Genomic DNA, 17688 nt, shown 5'->3' with positions numbered 1-17688 from the left:
ATACTAAATTGCTAATGAAGTCTTATTTTACGTCCATTAATTCAACATCGAAAATTAAAGTAGCGTTTGGTGGAATAACTCCTCCTGCTCCAGATGGTCCGTAAGCTAAATCAGATGGAATCACAAAACGAGCTTTGTCACCAACTTGCAATAAAGCAATACCTTCGTCCCATCCTTCAATAACTTGTCCAATTCCTAATTTGAATTCGATTGGTTTTTTACGTGGGTAAGAAGAATCAAAAACTTTTCCGTTTTCTAAAGAACCTTCGTAGTGAACAGAAACTGTTTTTCCTGCTTCAGCTCTTTTTCCTTCACCTTTTTGAATCATTTTATAACGTAAACCGCTTTCTGTTTTATCAAAACCAGCAGCTAATTGTTCCATTTTTGCTTCAGATTCTGCCTTTAAAGCTGCTTCTCTTTTTAGACGAGCACCTTTTAAACCAATAAAAGCTTCAATAGCATTCCATTTTTGAGCTTCATCACCAACTCTGATAATTTCTACAGACTCTAAATTATCACCTTGAGCAACAGCATCAACGATATCTTGTCCTTCAACAACATATCCAAAAACACTGTGTTTTCCGTCTAACCAAGGAGTTGGGACGTGAGTGATAAAAAATTGAGAACCATTGCTTCCAGGACCAGAGTTTGCCATAGATAAAACTCCTGGGCGATCGTGTTTTAAAGTTGGGTGAAATTCATCATCAAATTTATAACCTGGATCTCCAGTTCCAGTTCCTTTTGGGCAACCACCTTGAATCATGAAATCTGCAATTACTCTGTGAAAAGTTAATCCATCATAGAATTTTTGTCCTTGAGGTTTCACTTTATTTTCCATATTTCCTTCTGCAAGCGCAACAAAGTTACCTACAGTTCCTGGTGTCAAATCGTGTGTCAATTTTACTAAAATTGAACCTTTGCTAGTATTAAATTTAGCGTATATTCCGTTTTCCATGTTATTTTTTTTAATTTGAACGCAAATTTACAAATTAATTTCTTAATCAATTTGCGCTTTCGCTTTTTTAGATTTTGATTTATAAGTAAGTCCGTAAATCGTTAATGATATTAAAGATAGAGCCATACAACCAATAGTTACAGCAGGCCATCCGCCCAATTTCCATAACAATAAACCGTACGCAGATCCAGCAGCCGTCCCTAGAAAAGTAAGCGACATAAATACCGTATTTAATCTGTTTCTAGCTTCTGGCAATAACGAATATACTCGCGTTTGATTTGAAATGTGAACGCCTTGAATTCCAATATCAATAAATACAATTCCGATTGCAATTCCGATTACACTTTCAATCGCAAAATAAAAAGTTAAAAAACTGATTAAAATCAATAAACAGCCATAACCAACTGCAATTCTCGAGTTTCCTTTATCTCCCAGTTTTCCAACCAAAGGCGCTGCTAAAGCCCCAGAAGCTCCAACAATTCCAAACAAACCGATTGTCGCACTATTGAAATGAAATGGTTCTCCTGAAAGCAATAAAACCATTGTAGTCCAGAAAGCTCCAAATTGAGCAAAACAAAAAACATTGATTGCTGTTGCCTCACGTAAAACAGGTTGTGTTTTTATTAGTGTAAATAAAGATTTGATCAATTGACCATAAGTTCCTTGAAACTGTGGTTTGTTCTGCGGAAATTTACTTTGAATCACAAAAAAGATCAAAAGACAAATTCCTGCTGCGATATAAAACATTGATCTCCAACCTAAAACTTGGCCAATAAACCCGCTTAATGTTCGCGAAAGCAAAATCCCAACTAAAAGTCCGCTCATAATAGTTCCTACAACCTTTCCTCGTTCTTCAGGCGCGCTCAAAGAAGCGGCTAAAGGAAGAATAAGCTGCGGTACAATGGATGTGATTCCGATTAGCAGGGAAGCAATTTGTAAAATAAGAAAACTTTGTGCTGTTGCTGCAATTAACAAAGCAATTACAGTAGCAAAAGTGGTCATTAAAATTTGCTTTTTTCGTTCTAATTTATCGCCAAGCGGCACCATAAAAAACAGTCCGATTGCATAACCTGCTTGTGTTAGATAGGTTATTGTTCCGGCACTGGCTTCAGGAATTTTAAATTCGTTGGCAATTAAAACAATCAAAGGCTGGCAGTAATAAAGATTTGCAACTATAAGACCAGTGCAAACTGCCATAAACAGTACATTAGTTTTTGATAAATTCATGCTGCAAAAATACCATCAATATTTAATCTAAACTTATATTTTAAGTTATTTTTATAATAAAATCTGCGTAAATCTGTGTCTTCGCGATAGCGAATCCGTTTAATCTTTAACTGTTTCTAGAACGCAGATAACACAGATTTGCTATCGCAAAAAAACGAATATCAACTGATTTTCTTTATTGAATTTACTTCAAAAAGTCTTCTCTTGCAGGACCAAAAACGTCAGTTAGCATTCCTGTTTCCAAACAAACAACTCCATGAATTGCGTGCGGCGGAATATAAAAACTATCGCCTTCTTTTAATGTTTCTGTTACGCCATTTATTGTAACATCAAACTTCCCGCTCGCTACATATGTAACCTGAGTATGATAATGCTCATGCAAGATGCCTATTCCTCCCTTTTCAAAATGTACATTTACAAGCATCACTCTTTCGTCAAAAGCTAAAATTTTACGTTTGATGCCTTCTCCAACTACTTCCCACTCGATCTCGTCGCCTTTTATAAATTCTTTGCTTGTTCCTAAACTCATAATCTTTTATTTTTATTGAATGTTTTTAAGGTCTTTTTCCATTAACTCAAAACCGCTGGTTAATTTGTTGTCCTTAAAGTATTTTTCTAGTTCTTTTAACCTTTTTATGTTATCGTATTTAAATCCTGAATTTAATTTTCTTTGACAAAGAGAACATAATCTAATAAAATGCCTATCTGTTTCTACCATACTATTTGTTCCGTTCATCACGCAATTCCCTTCAATGCAATGATGCAAACCGAACATATGTCCTATTTCGTGTGAGCAAATCTTCAATAATCGATCTAAACTCAAATTAAAATCTGCTTCTTTTTGCATTCTGTACATAGAACTTACCGCAATTTTATCTCTATATGATGCTAATCCAAAAACATAATTCCATTCTGGCTTTGGATACAAATCGTTTTCTGTTATTGCCATTAAAGCAACTCCTTTATTTGGTTTTTCTTTTTTTAGAACATCAGTTAAAATATATCCCGCTAAAAATTGTTCCTGTCCTACATCGCCAGTTCTTCTAGCATTGTTCGGAATAATATCATTGGAAACATCTTTTAAAACTTTGGTTTCTAACTGAAAAAATATCTGCAAATATTGACGAACTAATTCGATTTGTTTCTTCTGCAACGAATTAAACTTTCCTATTGGTTGCAAATAAATAATGTTTTCTTCTTTCGTTGGAATAACATGTTTTGTTCTGATAAACTGCTCAAAGGTTTGCCCTTTTTCATTGCGAGAATAAAGCCAATCACCAAAAACAGGCTTGCCAAGCTTAACATCATTATTTTTGATGGCTACAAAATATGGATCTAGTTTTAAATTAAGCTCTTGCTTTGGTTCTATATTTGAATTTGATTTCTCTTTCTTATTTGATTCACAAGAACAAAGAATTGCCAGCAATAACAAAAGAAGTCTCCTCATAAACGGAATGTACTAGATTAAATTTTTCGAAACAAAATCACAGCTCGATTTAATCGAATCAAAAGAATTGGCAGCAAAATTATTTTCTTGCTCTACAAAAAAATGAATCATTCCTGATTGTTTTGCTGCGGCAAATAATGGTTTGAAATCTATTGTTCCAGAACCTACTTCGGTATTTAAATCATTATTATTTTTATCCTTGTCTTTTACATGCCACATTTTAAATCGGCCAGGATTTTCTTTGAACAATTGTAAAGGATCATTTCCAGAATGAACAACCCAGTACAAATCAAGTTCAAAAAAGACTAAATCTTTGTCTGTTTCTTTTAATAAAATTTCAAAACCTGTAACACCATCGTGCTTTTGAAATTCAAAATCATGATTATGATACGCTAGTTTTAAACCAGCTTTTTTGCACATTATTGCTGCTTCATTTATACGAGCTACAATCTTTTTATAATCTTCGATATTTCTTCTAAAAGGTTCATCAACCCAAGGAACAGTTAGAAATTCGCTTTTTAGAATTTTGGCCGCTTCAATTGCCGCACTTAATTCTGTAGTGTTTCCATCATATAAAAAGCTGCCTAAATTATAATGTCCGCTAACTGCTTTCAATCCATTAGCATCCAAAATCTTTTTCAATTCTTTTGGCGTTAATCCCCAAAACTGATCTTTGGCAGAAAAGCCATATGTCTCGACTGTTGCATAACCAGCCTTAGCTACTTTTTCTAAAGTTCCTTTTACGTCTTTCGGAAGTTCTTCGCGAAGCGTATACAACTGTAAACCTATTTCTTTTTTATTCATAGAAAATGCAAATGATGGTGAAGCCAAAACTGCTGTAGTGGCAAGACCTGTGGTTACGATGAAATTTCTTCTGCTAATCATTTTATAATATAAAATTCAGAAAGTAAATATATTATAAAAATTGATTCTTAAAGTTTTTTGCAAAATTTTGAAGTGCATTTGCTGTCTGTTCTGATACAATTTCTCCTTCAGCATTAACTTTTCCCCGAACTCCCTGAATAAGAAGCTGCGTGTTATCATTAAATTTTGCTTCTAATGTTTTCATTACCAGCAAAAGCTGTTCATGCCCCATTTCTCCAGAAGCAGAAGCGGTAATCAGACCTGTATTTTTGTTTGAAAAGATAGTGGTAGAAACACACCATTCTAAGGCGTTTTTTAAACTTCCTGGAAGACTAAACACATATTCGGGCGTACAAATAATAACACCATCAACATTTTTTATTTTACTTCTAAAAACACTGATTTCTTTCGGAGGATTTTCTGTATCTAAATCAGGATTAAAATGAGGAAGGTTTTCTAGATCTTCAAAAATTTCTACTTCAAAATCTGGTTGCAAACAGTTTGAAACGTATTTCAGAATTTTGAAATTACTGGAGTTACTTCTTGTACTTCCAGATATAGCAAGGATTTTTATTTTGGGTGAAGTCATTAAATGAACAATTCGTATTTATAAATTAAATTTAAAAATACGAATTGTTTAAAAACATATAAGAAAAAATTTACTTAGAAGTCAATAAACCTAGTCCTTCCATTTTTATCGAATCAATTGCTTGTGGCGGATAATTTTGTTTTTCTTGTCGCGTTGATGTGACTTTACCTTCTTTGCTTATATATACATAATTATAATGCCAATAATGAGATCCTGCCAATCGCGTTCCTTTTTTAGAAAAAACCTGATCTGCATAAACAAAAATTTCTCCATCTTGTTTATTATCTAGTGTCATTACTGGACTGCCCAAAGTTTTTAGCACTTTCGACTTGGTTTCTCCTACGGCAACGGCTGTCGAATTGGCACTTGCGCAGGATATAAAAAATGCAAATACTACAGAAACTAATAGTGTTTTTTTCATAATTAACTGTTCAGATTTTAAGATTCGCTTGGTTGATATACCTTGATAATAAGGAGCGTAATGATAATTAAAGTTAGCCTATTAAAATTTACACCATTCAAAAAGTGTGTTATATAATTATTACTAAAAGACTCAAGGGCATTATTTGTATCTTTGCCAGCAAGAAAATTATCGAATAAAGATGCGAATTGACATTATAACTCTTTTACCTGAATTACTAAGAAGCCCATTTGAGGCTTCAATTATGAAACGCGCCATTGATAAAGGCTTGGTTGAAGTGCACTTTCACAACCTACGTGATTATAGCACCAACAGACAAAAAAGCGTAGATGATTATCCTTTTGGAGGAGGTGCAGGAATGGTAATGACGATTCAGCCTATCGATGATTGTATCACACATTTAAAAAGCCAACGCGAATATGACGAAGTAATTTATATGTCACCAGATGGGGAAACTTTAGATCAAAAAATGGCCAACAAAATGTCAATGTATGAAAACATTATCATTTTATGCGGGCATTATAAAGGCGTTGATCAAAGAGTTCGAGATCATTTTATTACAAAAGAAATTTCAATTGGCGATTACGTTTTATCTGGTGGAGAATTGGGCGCAATAGTTTTATCAGACGCCTTAATCCGATTAATTCCAGGTGTTTTGAGTGACGAAACTTCAGCATTAACAGATAGTTTTCAGGACAATTTATTATCAGGTCCAATCTATACAAGACCGGCAGATTACAAAGGATGGAAAGTACCTGAAGTTTTAACCAGCGGGCATGCTGCCAAAATAGATAAATGGCGAGAAGATATGGCATACGAACATACTAAAAATAGACGTCCAGATTTACTTGAATAGTCTTAAAATTTTTAAAGTTCAAAGTCATAAAGTCCACAATTTAGTGTCTTCATTTTTAAATCATTAAGACTTTATGACTTTCGACTTTATGACTCAAAAAATAATTTACAATTTATAATTCATAATTTATAATTATTTTTTACATTTGCACCCGAATTTGACCAACCTCTGGCGAGATCCGTGAATGTTGTTCTAATATAAAAACCATAATTTAAATTATCATGGCAGATTTATTAAAATTCGTTCAAGACGAATTCGTTGCTAAAAAAGATTTCCCAGATTTCGGAGCTGGAGACACAATCACTGTTTTCTACGAAATTAAAGAGGGTGAAAAAACAAGAACTCAGTTCTTTAAAGGAGTTGTGATTCAAAGAAGAGGTTCTGGTAACACAGAAACTTTTACTATCCGTAAAATGTCTGGATCTGTTGGTGTTGAGCGTATCTTCCCAGTAAACTTGCCAGCTTTACAAAAAATCGAAGTGAACAAGAAAGGTGCTGTACGTAGAGCTAGAATTTTCTACTTCAGACAACTTACTGGTAAAAAAGCTAAGATTAAAGATAAAAGAAGATAATCATTTATCAAAATGTTATAAAAAACTCGTTTCATATTGCTTGAAACGAGTTTTTTTTATGTTCTATTTTCATCACTAACAAAACCGTAATTTTTTAATATCAAAATCATCGATTTAGCAATTTAACGAGTCCTAAATAACAATCTGTTAATTTCGTCTTTTCTCATCAAAACTCAACCGTTTTCGTTGTGATTTTATTATATTTGCTCCGCTCATTTTGAGCCGAATATATCTTTTACATCGTTAACTCCTGACGATACGATTATAAAAAAAAAAGAAAATGAATAAATCAAAAATTTTTTACACCTTAACTGATGAGGCGCCTCTATTGGCAACTTACTCTTTGTTACCAATTGTTCAAGCTTTTACAGCAACAGCTGGAATTGAAATCGAAACCAGAGATATTTCGCTGGCAGGAAGAATTTTATCAAATTTCCCAGAATCTTTGACTGATGCTCAAAAAACTGGAGATGCATTGGCAGAATTAGGTCAATTAGCAACTCAGCCAGAAGCTAACATCATTAAATTACCAAACATTTCTGCATCTGTACCGCAATTAAAAGCGGCTATTGCTGAATTACAATCGCACGGATACAACGTACCAAATTTCCCAGAAGACCCACAAAACGATGCTGAAAAGGAAATTAAAGCAAAATATGCTAAAGTTTTAGGTTCTGCTGTAAACCCAGTTTTACGTGAAGGAAACTCTGACCGTAGAGCTCCAAGAGCAGTTAAAAACTTTGCAAAAGCAAACCCTCACTCTATGGGTGCTTGGTCTGCTGACTCAAAAACTAAAGTGGCTTCTATGTCAAGTGGCGATTTTTACGGAAGTGAAAAATCTGTTACTGTAAACGAAGCTAACGATGTAAAAATCGAATTTGTTGCTAAAGACGGTTCAACAACTGTTCTTAAAGCAAGCACTCCACTAAAAGCTGGAGAAATTATTGACAGCTCTGTTTTAAGTGTAAGCAAATTAAAAGCTTTTGCTGCTGATGTAATCGCAGAAGCTAAAGCTGCAGGACTTTTACTTTCTGTACACTTAAAAGCTACAATGATGAAAGTTTCTGACCCAATTATCTTTGGCGCTATCGTTGAAGTATATTTTGCAGATGTTTTCAAAAAATACGCTTCTTTATTTGCTGAATTAAACGTTGATACAAGAAACGGTTTAGGCGATATCTACGCTAAAATTGCCGGAAGACCTGAGCAAGCTGAAGTTGAAGCTGCTATTGATCAAGCAATCGCAAACGGACCAGCTTTAGCAATGGTTAATTCTGATAAAGGAATTACAAACTTACACGTACCTTCAGACGTAATCGTTGATGCTTCTATGCCAGCAATGATCCGTACTTCTGGACAAATGTGGAACAAAGAAGGAAAAGCACAAGATACATTTGCTGTTATTCCAGATCGTTCTTACGCTGGAGTTTATACTGCAACTATCGATTTCTGTAAAAAACACGGTGCTTTTGATCCAAAAACAATGGGAAGTGTTCCTAACGTTGGATTAATGGCTCAAAAAGCTGAAGAATACGGATCTCACGACAAAACTTTCCAAATGAAAGCTGATGGTGTTGTTCGTGTTGTTGATGCAAATGGAAATGTTTTAATGGAGCAAAACGTTGAAGCTAATGACATTTTCAGAATGTGTCAGGCAAAAGACGCTCCAATTCAAGACTGGGTTAAATTGGCTGTAAACAGAGCTCGTTTATCTAGCACTCCTGCTGTTTTCTGGTTAGACGAAAACAGAGCACACGATAGAGAATTAATCGTAAAAGTTCAAAAATACCTTAAAGACTACGACACTACAAACTTAGATATCCGTATTTTAAACCCAATTGCTGCTACTGAATTTACTTTAGACAGAATCATCAAAGGTTTAGATACTATTTCTGTAACAGGAAACGTTTTACGTGACTACTTAACAGATTTATTCCCAATCTTAGAATTAGGAACTTCTGCAAAAATGTTATCTATCGTTCCATTAATGAATGGTGGTGGATTGTTTGAAACTGGTGCTGGAGGTTCTGCTCCTAAACACGTTGAGCAATTTACAGAAGAAGGATATTTACGTTGGGATTCATTAGGAGAGTTTTTAGCTCTTGGCGCTTCTTTAGAGCATTTAGGACAAACTTTAGACAATTCTAAAGCGCTTGTTTTATCTGAGACTTTAGATCAAGCTAATGACAAATTCTTGGCTAACGATAAATCTCCAGCTCGTAAAGTAGGCCAAATCGATAACCGTGGATCTCACTTCTATTTAGCATTCTACTGGGCTCAAGCCTTGGCTGCTCAAACTAAAGATGCTGAATTAAAAGCGATCTTTACTCCAATTGCTGCTGAATTTGAAGCTAACGAAGCTAAAATCGATGCTGAATTAATTGGTGCTCAAGGTAAACCACAAAACATAGGAGGTTACTACCAACCAACTCCAGAATTAGTAAGCAAAGCAATGCGTCCAAGTGAAACTTTTAACGCTATTATAGCTAAAATTAAATAAGCATATTAGAGTATAAGTTTTAGCTCAAAATAAAAAAAGAGAGGCTGTCTAAAAATTGACAGACTCTCTTTTTTTGCACATATTGTAGTATTGTTTTCTTCACTCTCTTTAATTACTAACATAATTAACAACGTATTACTAACTTTGAGACGTTCGCACAATTGTTTAAAAAACGTCTACTTTTACTCATTACGACTAAGACTTTCATATTCCCACGTATTTTCTAAGTCTATTTTATGGATAGGGATTTCTTTATCGCCTTGTTTAAAAATAAGACTGGGGTGACTTAAATCTTCATTAGCCTTTAAAATAATTTCTATGGTTTTTGCAGTATCAGCTTGTTTGAATAAATTAAAAATTTCTTTTTCGTCTAAATCCAATGCATAAACGATTCTTTTTCTTTTGAGGTTTCTTAGCATAAAAGTTGCATTCTGAGGAACTGCCCTTTGTTTGAATTCATTTCGCTTGAGCTGTTCATCAAAAATATCTTCCCTTTCGCCATTGAACATTTCTAAACTCATGTCCTCAAATCCATGATTTGGAATTTCTATGCGCGTGCGCCAGGTATACTTTTTTCTGTAGCTATCCCAAAGACCATATTCAATGCCTCCTTTTTTCTGTATCGCCTCTGCTATTTCCGGATAATCTTTAATATTAAAAAATTCTTCTTGCGTAATAGTCGGATTGCCAGGCACATAATCACTCAGGGCAATGTAGGTTTCATGAGCCTGAAAACGTCCAATTTCGACTTGGTTTCCTGCGCCATACATCCAGACCACAACCACTCCGCCAGGTGCGCAACCTACTAGAATTTGAGTATAAGTCTCCCGTTTTGCCGTGTCGTAATTTACTATGCCTTCCTTAAATAATTTCAGCATTTTGTCCTTAGGCAGATCCCAGCTGCCGGTATAGAATTTGTTCTCTGTAAAAGATGCCCAGGTAACGGCTAGTTTTACAGGAACGGGTTTTAAATCCTCGCCCTGAGTGTGCGTAGAGCCTTCATTGCCCCAGCCGTTATGTGCAAAACCCGAACAGGGTATATAAACACTGCCGCCATCTTCAAAATATAAATGACCGGTATAAATATTCATAGGGTATAGTTTTGGCGCACTTTCTGTGGGCAGCCATTCAAATTTCTCTTCCATTTTTTGACATGAAATTGTTATCGTTGTTAATAAAATAAGATGCAGGAAATACTTTTTCATTTTTATGAATCTTTTGCTGTTTTTCTAAACCTGCGAATGTTGAATTTATCTTTAAACTCAAAATTAGGCTCCATACCCATTTCGCCGTATTTGGCAGACCAATGGAAATATTTACTTCTTAATTGCCACAACATATTGTGGTCATTGACCATGAGATTAAATTCTTCAACCGTTATTTTCTTTGCAGTAAGCTGTTTTCTGTAATCCTCTAGCTGTTTGTTGGTATAGTATTTCATCCTCGGTTTTTCCCCTTTAATATAGTCGTCTAATCGTTCTTTTACGGCTGTTAGATCTACGGGATATATTTCATTGCCTTTCCCATTTGGAATTTTAAAATCCCTATTTAATATTCTAAAATCTATTGTCTCATCATGAAATGCATTTGTATTTTCGCCCATGATGTGCAGCGGTACGTAGCTGTATTTGTTACTTATGTTTGGGCGGTTTCCGTACGTTTCGTGCCACTTATTGGGCTGCACGACTTCTTTATTAGTGTACCAACCTTGAGCAATCAGATTATTCAAATCGTTATTGAGCACTTTGTCCCATTCTTCATCATTGTAACCATCGCCCCAGGTATTGTCAAAATCAAGCAGCTGAACGTTATCTGGCTTATCATGCACATAGGAGCCTCCAACATCGCTATGTACACCAGGCAAAACATATTCACTTCCACCGGCAGCTTTTACGCTGGTAAGCATAAAATTAACCCTGTGTTCATCAGCTGCTACCAAATGAAATATTTTTTTTGCTTTGCTAATCGCATTTAGCTGAAGCTCTACTACATCATTTTCAAAATCTCCTGATGTCGTTGAATTAGGACTGTAAGAAGAAACGGTATCAAACAAACCTACAAACGAAACTTTCACTTTTGTTTGTGGTACATCTATATCAGCTTTACTAAGCATCAATCCTAGATGACCATATTTGGGCAATATTTTCAGGTCTGTTCTTTTATTATGATCATCTACTTTTATATACTTACCGTCATATTTATTGACTGCTCCTTCAACAAAAATCTCCTTAGGATAATATCTTTGTTTGCTTACTTCATATACAAAATTTCGTGCCGCGGCAGCCCCTCGACTAAAACCAAAAACATCAAGATAAATACAGTTGATTTTCTCTTTCCTTTTAATCTTGGCAATTTTTTCTGCTGTTTTTTCACACCCTTTCAGCACTTTGGCAATAATACCTGTAGATCCTGTTCCAAAAGCTGCTCCAGAGCCTTTTGTAAAATAAACACTATCCCTTTGATAATCTTCTGTGCCGATACCTTCGATGTAAACTTTCGAAACGAATTTCTCTAAATTTTCTGTGTAAGCGGTTTCTAATCTTGCTATGTTAGACAAATCATTTTCATAGCTGCTGTCACCTCCGCCATAACTTTTATAAGCTTTGGCTGCTTTGACTTTATCCTCTGCAATGCCTATTTTAGGATTGGCTTTGGTATTGGTTCTATTATTCATAGTGCCATCAAAAAAAACACCAATTCGAATATCAATTGTTCCTTTGGGCGGCGGCGGTGGCGTGTAATCTCCAAATACTATACTCATCTTTACTGAATTTTATTTTTTCGCGCTATTTTTTCTTTTATTATATATATTATTAAATACCAAATCAGTTTCTGCTTCTACATTTTTTAAATATCGCATCGATCATTTACTGGATCAGCTTCAAATCGTAGAATATTACATTGTAGGAGAATCCATTGCATTTTGACATATTCTTTGGGTTTTAGCAATTAAATGTTTCTAAAGATACATTTACGAAAAATCAAAAACCGCCTCAACAAGCCCAATAAATATCAAAATAAGACAAAGACGAAAAAGCTATCTTAGAATGTATTAACAGCCTCTTTTTTGTTTATATTAACTTGTTTTAATATATTAGTCAGGATTTTAGCCAAGTAAATCAAAATACCACAAAATGATTTCGAAAAAAATTAATCTGTTTATAATTTTAATCTTAACTGCCTATAATTCATTCTCCCAAGAAAAATTTACTTTAAGCGGAATCATTAGCGACAGCAAAAACAACGAAACTTTAATTGGAGTTAACATCTTTATTCCAACCTTAAAAATAGGAACTACAACCAACGAATATGGCTTTTATTCTCTTTCTGTTCCAAAAGGAGAATACGAAATAGAAATTAGTTATGTTGGGTATCAAACCATTCAAAAAAACATCATTTTAAATCAGAATACAAAAAGCAATTTTTCGATTAAAGAAGGTGGCGAAGAATTACAAGAAGTCGTCATTACAGAAAATAAGGGCAAATCAAACATTAAAACTCCAGAAATGAGTGTAAACAAACTCTCAATTTCGACCATAAAAAAAATGCCCGTGGTCTTAGGAGAAGTTGATGTCTTAAAATCTATTTTATTGCTTCCCGGCGTTACCAATGCAGGCGAAGGCGCTTCTGGTTTTAATGTTCGCGGGGGTGGTGCCGATCAGAACCTGATTCTCTTGGATGAAGCAACTATTTTTAATTCGTCGCACGTTTTCGGATTCTTTTCTGTTTTTAATCCTGATGCCATCAAAGATTTAAAATTATATAAAGGAGGAATTCCTGCACGCTATGGCGGAAGAGCTTCTTCTGTTTTAGAAATTTACCAGAAAGACGGAAGCAGTAAGGATTTTCATTTAAATGGCGGAATCGGATTAATTTCAAGCCGTTTACTAGCTGAAGGTCCAATTGTAAAAGACAAAGGTTCTTTTTTAATTGGAGGAAGAGCTTCTTATGCGCATCTTTTCCTTAAATTCTCTGAAAAAGATAAAGATAATGCCGCTTATTTTTATGATTTAAACACCAAATTAAGCTATAAACTCAACGATAATAACAGCTTGTATTTGTCTGGATATTTTGGCAGAGACGTTTTTAGATTAAACAAAAGTTTTACCAATACGTACGGAAATTCAACTTTAAATTTGAGATGGAATCATTTGTATTCTGATAAATTGTTCTCCAATCTTTCTTTAATCTACAGTGACTATTATTACGGATTAGATCTTGATTTTGTAGGTTTCAATTGGGATTCTGGAATTAAAAATTACAATATCAAATACGATTTCAAACATTATCTTTCAGATAAGCTAAAACTGAATTATGGTGTAAACGGCATATATTACGATTTTAATCCCGGAACTATAAAGCCAACTGGAGAAGATTCAGGAATTAATCCAGATCAACTGGACAGAAAATATGCTTTTGAACCTTCTGTATATTTAGATGCAGAAAGTCAGCTTTCTAAAAAAATCACTATTGCCTACGGATTGCGTTACAGTTTATTTTACAGATTAGGTGCTTCGACTATTAATTATTACGATAATAATGAGCCTGTGGTTTTTAATCCAGATATGCAGATTTACGAAAAAGGCACACCAACTTCAACTCAGTATTTTGGCAAAAACAAAGTCATTCAGAGTTATAACAATTTAGAACCTCGATTTTCTGTTTCTTATCAATTAAACCAAGACCAATCATTGAAGGCGAGTTATAATAGAATGGCACAATATCTCCAATTAATTTCTAATACCTCATCTCCTACTCCGCTAGATGTCTGGATGCCAAGTGACAATTACATTAAACCGCAACTTGCAGATCAAGTAGCTTTAGGTTACTTCAGAAATTTTTATAATGACGCTTATTCTCTAGAAGTAGAAACCTATTATAAAAAAATACAAAACAGATTAGATTATATAGATGGTGCCGATTTAATTGCAAACGACGCTATCGAACAGGTTATTTTAAACGGTCATATGCGTTCATACGGTTTGGAACTTATGCTAAAGAAAAACAAAGGCCGATTGAATGGCTGGATTTCATACACCATTTCAAGATCTGAACAGCAGACTCCTGGAAGAACACCTGAAGAAATAGGCATCAACAATGGCAAATGGTATGCATCAGCTTATGACAAAACACATAATTTAGCAATTACATCTTCATACAATTTAAACGAAAAATGGTCTTTTGGCGCTAACTTTGCATTGCAGTCAGGACAGCCGGTAACGTATCCGAATGGACAATATCAATATTTAGGAATCATAGTTCCAAGTTACGGATTACGAAACGAAAACAGACTTCCTTCTTATAATCATTTGGATATTTCTGCCACTTTAACGCCTCGCAAGAATAAAGATAGAAACTGGAAAGGCGAATGGGTTTTCAGTATTTACAACCTCTATAATCGAATGAATGCAGCCTCAATCAACTTTAGGCAAAATGTTGATACAGGCGCAAACGAAGCAGTAAAATTATCCATTTTCGGAATTGTTCCTGCGGTAAGTTATAATTTCAAATTCTAAAAAAGTTCAAAAAACTAAAGATATGCTCATGAGAAAATTAGTTTTGTTAATCGTGTTTTTTACATCGCTTTTTTTTACCAGCTGCGAAGAAGTAGTTGATGTTGACTTAGACACTGCTGCACCAAAATTGGTAGTTGAAGCGGCTATCAATTGGGAAAAAGGCACTTCTGGAAAATTGCAGGTCATTAGATTATCGACCACAACAGGCTATTTTGAGAATACAATTCCTGTAGTTTCAAATGCCGTAGTATTTATAGAAAACAGTAAGAATCAAAAATTTAATTTTACTGAATTCAACAAAACGGGCAGTTATGTTTGCAATGATTTCAAACCAGAGATTAATGAAGAATACACTTTAACCGTAATTAGCAAAGGAAATACATATACAGCTTCTGAAACTTTAAAATCGGTAGCGCCAATTACTCGAATCGAGCAAAAAAATGATGGCGGTTTTACGGGAGAAGATATCGAAATAAAAACGTACTTTACAGATCCTGCAGACGAAGATAATTTTTATTTGTTTAAATATGTTTATTCGAACAAAGTCACTGCAAATTATTATGTTTCTGAAGACAAATTCTATCAAGGAAATGAAATTTTCAGCAGCGCCATTGACGAAGATTTAAAAGCAGGAGACGAAGTTGAAGTAACACATTACGGAATTTCTAAGCAATATTATAATTACATGAATATCTTGGTAAGTATAGCTGGAAGCAGTATTGGAGGACCGTTTCAATCTCCACCTGCAACCGTAAAGGGAAACATTATCAATACGACAGACAAAAATAATTATCCGCTGGGGTATTTCTCTCTCGGCGAAATCAGTACAAAAAAGTACAAAATTCAGTAATCATGCAACCGATCATCAAAACCTTAGCCGAAAAAAAACTCATTGGACATTCGATAGAAATGTCATTTATCGAGAATAAAACTTTTCAATTATGGAGTGGTTTTATGCCACATCGAAAAGAAATAAAAAATACAATTAATCCTAATTTGTATTCTTTAGAAGTATATTCAGAAAACCATTTTGATAATTTTGATCCTAATGAAAGTTTCAAAAAATGGGCTGCTGTAGAAGTTTCAGACTATGAAAATATACCAGAAGGAATGGAAACCTTAGTTGTTCCAGACGGTTTGTATGCGGTTTTTCTTCATTTAGGTCCAGTCGCAGAAGCTCATAAAACCTATCATTATATTTTTGCAGAATGGTTTCCGAATTCTGAATATACTGTAGACGATAGACCGCATTTTGCCGTAATGAATGAAAAATACAAAAAAGACGATCCTACTTCTGAAGAAGAAATCTGGATTCCGATAAAAAACCGAAATTAAAATGGTAATAGAATCACTAAAATCTCTTTTCAACAGAGATCTAAATAAACTGAAAACAGAAATTGAATTATACCAAAAAGAAAACACTATTTGGGCAATCGATAAGAATATTTCAAATTCAGCAGGAAATCTATGCCTGCATTTAATTGGAAATTTAAACACTTACATTGGCGCCGAAATTGGCAAAACGGGTTATGTTCGAGATCGCCCTTTGGAATTTTCGCTAAAAGACATTCCAAAATCAGAACTAATTTTAAAAATCGAAAACACCATTGAAGTCATCAACAATACTTTAGATTCATTAACCGAAAAAGATTTAGAAGAAGTTTACCCACAAATTGTTTTCGAAAAAGAAATGACAACAGGCTTTTTCTTAATACATCTTTCAACCCACTTGGCATATCATTTAGGACAAATTAACTACCACAGAAGACTACTAGATTTTTAGTTTTTTGCCACAGATTAAAAGAATTAAAATGATTAATCCTTTTAATCTGTGAAATCTGTGGCAAAAAATCAGAAATCTAAAATTCTAAGCCGTACTTTTGCACCACATTCAAAAAAACGCATATGTCATCACACCATATAGTTCGCGACGATCAAGAACCAGCTTTAATAATTGCAAATGGCGCAGCCTGTGATCCTGAACTATTAGGGCAATTGCTAGAATGGTCACCATTAGTTGTTGTTTTAGATTCGGCTATAGAAAGAGTGATCGAACTAGGCATAAAAGTCGATGTTTTACTCGGTGATTTCGATCGCGGTTTTGACCCTGAAATTTATAAAACCTCACAATTTCCAATCGAAATCGTTCACACTCCAGATCAAGACAAAACCGATTTAGAAAAAGCTTTTGATTATCTTATCGAAAGAAAAATTCCTGCCGTAAATGTCGTTTGGGCAACAGGAAAACGAGCCGATCATACGATTACAAACTTAACACAAATTGTTCGTTACCGAGATTTACTAAAAATCGTAATCCTCGACGATCACTCTAAGATATTTCTTCTGCCAACAAAATTTGAAAAATGGTATACTGCAAACACACCAATTTCACTTATTCCGATTGGTATTGTAAACGGAATTTCTTCATCAAATTTAAAATACGAATTAAACGACGATACACTAACAATGGGCTACAGAACCGGAAGCAGTAATTCTGTCCAAAAAGATGGAATTGTAACCATTACACATCGTGAAGGTGATCTTCTTTTAATGGAATGTTTTGATTAAAAATAGTAATGAATAAAGAGTCTCAGCGGGACGAAATATTTATAGATCAAAATATCGCACTCTCATTTAAGCCTCAGCGAGGCGACACACTACACATATGTCGCTCCGCTGGAGCTTTTTTTTAATATTAATTACCTAGCTATAAATATTAAGCTTCTCTGGAGCTTTCTTAA

General features: G+C 34.4%; 17 protein-coding genes. 8 read left to right on the top strand and 9 right to left on the bottom strand.

Features of this window, described 5'->3' with window-relative positions:
* Positions 1 to 22: 22 nt before the first annotated feature.
* The 7 genes from AC1Q5Z_RS00875 to AC1Q5Z_RS00845 form a co-directional block, all read right to left on the bottom strand.
* The gene (locus tag AC1Q5Z_RS00875) at positions 23 to 955 is read right to left on the bottom strand and encodes a peptidylprolyl isomerase (protein ID WP_198856836.1); all 933 of its coding nucleotides are present in this window, start codon (positions 953 to 955) and stop codon (positions 23 to 25) included.
* A 42-nt stretch (positions 956 to 997) separates the two neighbouring features.
* Positions 998 to 2152, bottom strand: a complete 1155-nt coding sequence (locus AC1Q5Z_RS00870; RefSeq protein WP_233074116.1) for an MFS transporter — start codon at positions 2150 to 2152, stop codon at positions 998 to 1000.
* 214 nt (positions 2153 to 2366) lie between these two features.
* Positions 2367 to 2714: a cupin domain-containing protein gene (locus tag AC1Q5Z_RS00865; protein WP_198857226.1), complete on the bottom strand. Its 348-nt coding sequence runs from the start codon at positions 2712 to 2714 to the stop codon at positions 2367 to 2369.
* 9 nt (positions 2715 to 2723) lie between these two features.
* A complete protein-coding gene (locus AC1Q5Z_RS00860; RefSeq protein WP_488754114.1) occupies positions 2724 to 3629 on the bottom strand; it encodes a Zn-dependent protease in 906 nt (301 codons plus the stop codon).
* A gap of 12 nt (positions 3630 to 3641) precedes the next feature.
* A complete protein-coding gene (locus tag AC1Q5Z_RS00855) occupies positions 3642 to 4514 on the bottom strand; it encodes a sugar phosphate isomerase/epimerase family protein (protein WP_492443377.1) in 873 nt (290 codons plus the stop codon).
* Positions 4515 to 4545: 31 nt separating this feature from the next.
* Positions 4546 to 5082 carry an NADPH-dependent FMN reductase gene (locus tag AC1Q5Z_RS00850; protein WP_492443375.1) on the bottom strand — a complete coding sequence of 179 codons (537 nt, stop codon included), beginning with the start codon at positions 5080 to 5082 and terminating at the stop codon, positions 4546 to 4548.
* Positions 5083 to 5152: 70 nt separating this feature from the next.
* Entirely contained in the window at positions 5153 to 5503 is a 351-nt protein-coding gene (locus AC1Q5Z_RS00845) for a hypothetical protein (protein WP_343589320.1), read from the bottom strand.
* A 181-nt stretch (positions 5504 to 5684) separates the two neighbouring features.
* Here AC1Q5Z_RS00845 and trmD point away from each other — a divergent pair, with 181 nt between their 5' ends.
* The 3 genes from trmD to AC1Q5Z_RS00830 all read left to right on the top strand — a co-directional run bounded on the left by trmD (position 5685) and on the right by AC1Q5Z_RS00830 (position 9431).
* A complete protein-coding gene (trmD, locus tag AC1Q5Z_RS00840) occupies positions 5685 to 6359 on the top strand; it encodes a tRNA (guanosine(37)-N1)-methyltransferase TrmD (RefSeq protein ID WP_343589322.1) in 675 nt (224 codons plus the stop codon).
* Between the two features lie 221 nt (positions 6360 to 6580).
* On the top strand, positions 6581 to 6931 hold the full coding sequence (gene rplS / locus AC1Q5Z_RS00835) for a 50S ribosomal protein L19 (protein WP_144214894.1): 351 nt from the start codon (positions 6581 to 6583) through the stop codon (positions 6929 to 6931).
* Between the two features lie 280 nt (positions 6932 to 7211).
* A complete protein-coding gene (locus AC1Q5Z_RS00830) occupies positions 7212 to 9431 on the top strand; it encodes an NADP-dependent isocitrate dehydrogenase (RefSeq protein WP_492443373.1) in 2220 nt (739 codons plus the stop codon).
* Between the two features lie 182 nt (positions 9432 to 9613).
* Here the strand turns inward: AC1Q5Z_RS00830 and AC1Q5Z_RS00825 are convergent, their stop codons facing one another.
* Both AC1Q5Z_RS00825 and AC1Q5Z_RS00820 read right to left on the bottom strand, forming a co-directional pair.
* Positions 9614 to 10636, bottom strand: coding sequence for a DUF2931 family protein (locus AC1Q5Z_RS00825; RefSeq protein WP_492443371.1), 1023 nt, complete (start codon positions 10634 to 10636; stop codon positions 9614 to 9616).
* Between the two features lie 2 nt (positions 10637 to 10638).
* On the bottom strand, positions 10639 to 12192 hold the full coding sequence (locus tag AC1Q5Z_RS00820) for a T6SS phospholipase effector Tle1-like catalytic domain-containing protein (protein WP_492443369.1): 1554 nt from the start codon (positions 12190 to 12192) through the stop codon (positions 10639 to 10641).
* A gap of 373 nt (positions 12193 to 12565) precedes the next feature.
* On the opposite strand from AC1Q5Z_RS00820, the gene AC1Q5Z_RS00815 reads away from it, so the two are divergent.
* From AC1Q5Z_RS00815 to AC1Q5Z_RS00795, 5 genes are all read left to right on the top strand, one after another.
* Positions 12566 to 14947, top strand: a complete 2382-nt coding sequence (locus tag AC1Q5Z_RS00815) for a TonB-dependent receptor (protein ID WP_492443367.1) — start codon at positions 12566 to 12568, stop codon at positions 14945 to 14947.
* Between the two features lie 28 nt (positions 14948 to 14975).
* Positions 14976 to 15797, top strand: coding sequence for a DUF4249 domain-containing protein (locus AC1Q5Z_RS00810; protein WP_343586337.1), 822 nt, complete (start codon positions 14976 to 14978; stop codon positions 15795 to 15797).
* Positions 15798 to 15799: 2 nt separating this feature from the next.
* Entirely contained in the window at positions 15800 to 16282 is a 483-nt protein-coding gene (locus AC1Q5Z_RS00805; RefSeq protein WP_343586335.1) for a GyrI-like domain-containing protein, read from the top strand.
* A 1-nt stretch (position 16283) separates the two neighbouring features.
* A complete protein-coding gene (locus AC1Q5Z_RS00800; RefSeq protein ID WP_343586333.1) occupies positions 16284 to 16730 on the top strand; it encodes a DinB family protein in 447 nt (148 codons plus the stop codon).
* Between the two features lie 122 nt (positions 16731 to 16852).
* On the top strand, positions 16853 to 17515 hold the full coding sequence (locus AC1Q5Z_RS00795) for a thiamine diphosphokinase (protein ID WP_343586331.1): 663 nt from the start codon (positions 16853 to 16855) through the stop codon (positions 17513 to 17515).
* Positions 17516 to 17688: the final 173 nt, after the last annotated feature.

Source organism: Flavobacterium sp. GW823-FHT06G12 (genome assembly GCF_058794775.1).
The sequence above is the reverse complement of the archived record's forward strand: the minus strand, read 5'-3'. Positions and strand labels throughout refer to the sequence as shown.

What these genes read in the sequence shown, in the direction of transcription:
- AC1Q5Z_RS00860 (WP_488754114.1), bottom strand. Translation starts at nt 3,629, where the DNA reads ATGAGGAGACTTCTTTTGTTATTGCTGGCAATTCTTTGTTCTTGTGAA.
- AC1Q5Z_RS00830 (WP_492443373.1), top strand. Translation starts at nt 7,212, where the DNA reads ATGAATAAATCAAAAATTTTTTACACCTTAACTGATGAGGCGCCTCTA.
- rplS (WP_144214894.1), top strand. Translation starts at nt 6,581, where the DNA reads ATGGCAGATTTATTAAAATTCGTTCAAGACGAATTCGTTGCTAAAAAA.
- AC1Q5Z_RS00805 (WP_343586335.1), top strand. Translation starts at nt 15,800, where the DNA reads ATGCAACCGATCATCAAAACCTTAGCCGAAAAAAAACTCATTGGACAT.
- trmD (WP_343589322.1), top strand. Translation starts at nt 5,685, where the DNA reads ATGCGAATTGACATTATAACTCTTTTACCTGAATTACTAAGAAGCCCA.
- AC1Q5Z_RS00845 (WP_343589320.1), bottom strand. Translation starts at nt 5,503, where the DNA reads ATGAAAAAAACACTATTAGTTTCTGTAGTATTTGCATTTTTTATATCC.
- AC1Q5Z_RS00825 (WP_492443371.1), bottom strand. Translation starts at nt 10,636, where the DNA reads ATGAAAAAGTATTTCCTGCATCTTATTTTATTAACAACGATAACAATT.
- AC1Q5Z_RS00820 (WP_492443369.1), bottom strand. Translation starts at nt 12,192, where the DNA reads ATGAGTATAGTATTTGGAGATTACACGCCACCGCCGCCGCCCAAAGGA.
- AC1Q5Z_RS00870 (WP_233074116.1), bottom strand. Translation starts at nt 2,152, where the DNA reads ATGGCAGTTTGCACTGGTCTTATAGTTGCAAATCTTTATTACTGCCAG.
- AC1Q5Z_RS00800 (WP_343586333.1), top strand. Translation starts at nt 16,284, where the DNA reads ATGGTAATAGAATCACTAAAATCTCTTTTCAACAGAGATCTAAATAAA.
- AC1Q5Z_RS00875 (WP_198856836.1), bottom strand. Translation starts at nt 955, where the DNA reads ATGGAAAACGGAATATACGCTAAATTTAATACTAGCAAAGGTTCAATT.
- AC1Q5Z_RS00795 (WP_343586331.1), top strand. Translation starts at nt 16,853, where the DNA reads ATGTCATCACACCATATAGTTCGCGACGATCAAGAACCAGCTTTAATA.
- AC1Q5Z_RS00855 (WP_492443377.1), bottom strand. Translation starts at nt 4,514, where the DNA reads ATGATTAGCAGAAGAAATTTCATCGTAACCACAGGTCTTGCCACTACA.
- AC1Q5Z_RS00815 (WP_492443367.1), top strand. Translation starts at nt 12,566, where the DNA reads ATGATTTCGAAAAAAATTAATCTGTTTATAATTTTAATCTTAACTGCC.
- AC1Q5Z_RS00810 (WP_343586337.1), top strand. Translation starts at nt 14,976, where the DNA reads ATGAGAAAATTAGTTTTGTTAATCGTGTTTTTTACATCGCTTTTTTTT.
- AC1Q5Z_RS00850 (WP_492443375.1), bottom strand. Translation starts at nt 5,082, where the DNA reads ATGACTTCACCCAAAATAAAAATCCTTGCTATATCTGGAAGTACAAGA.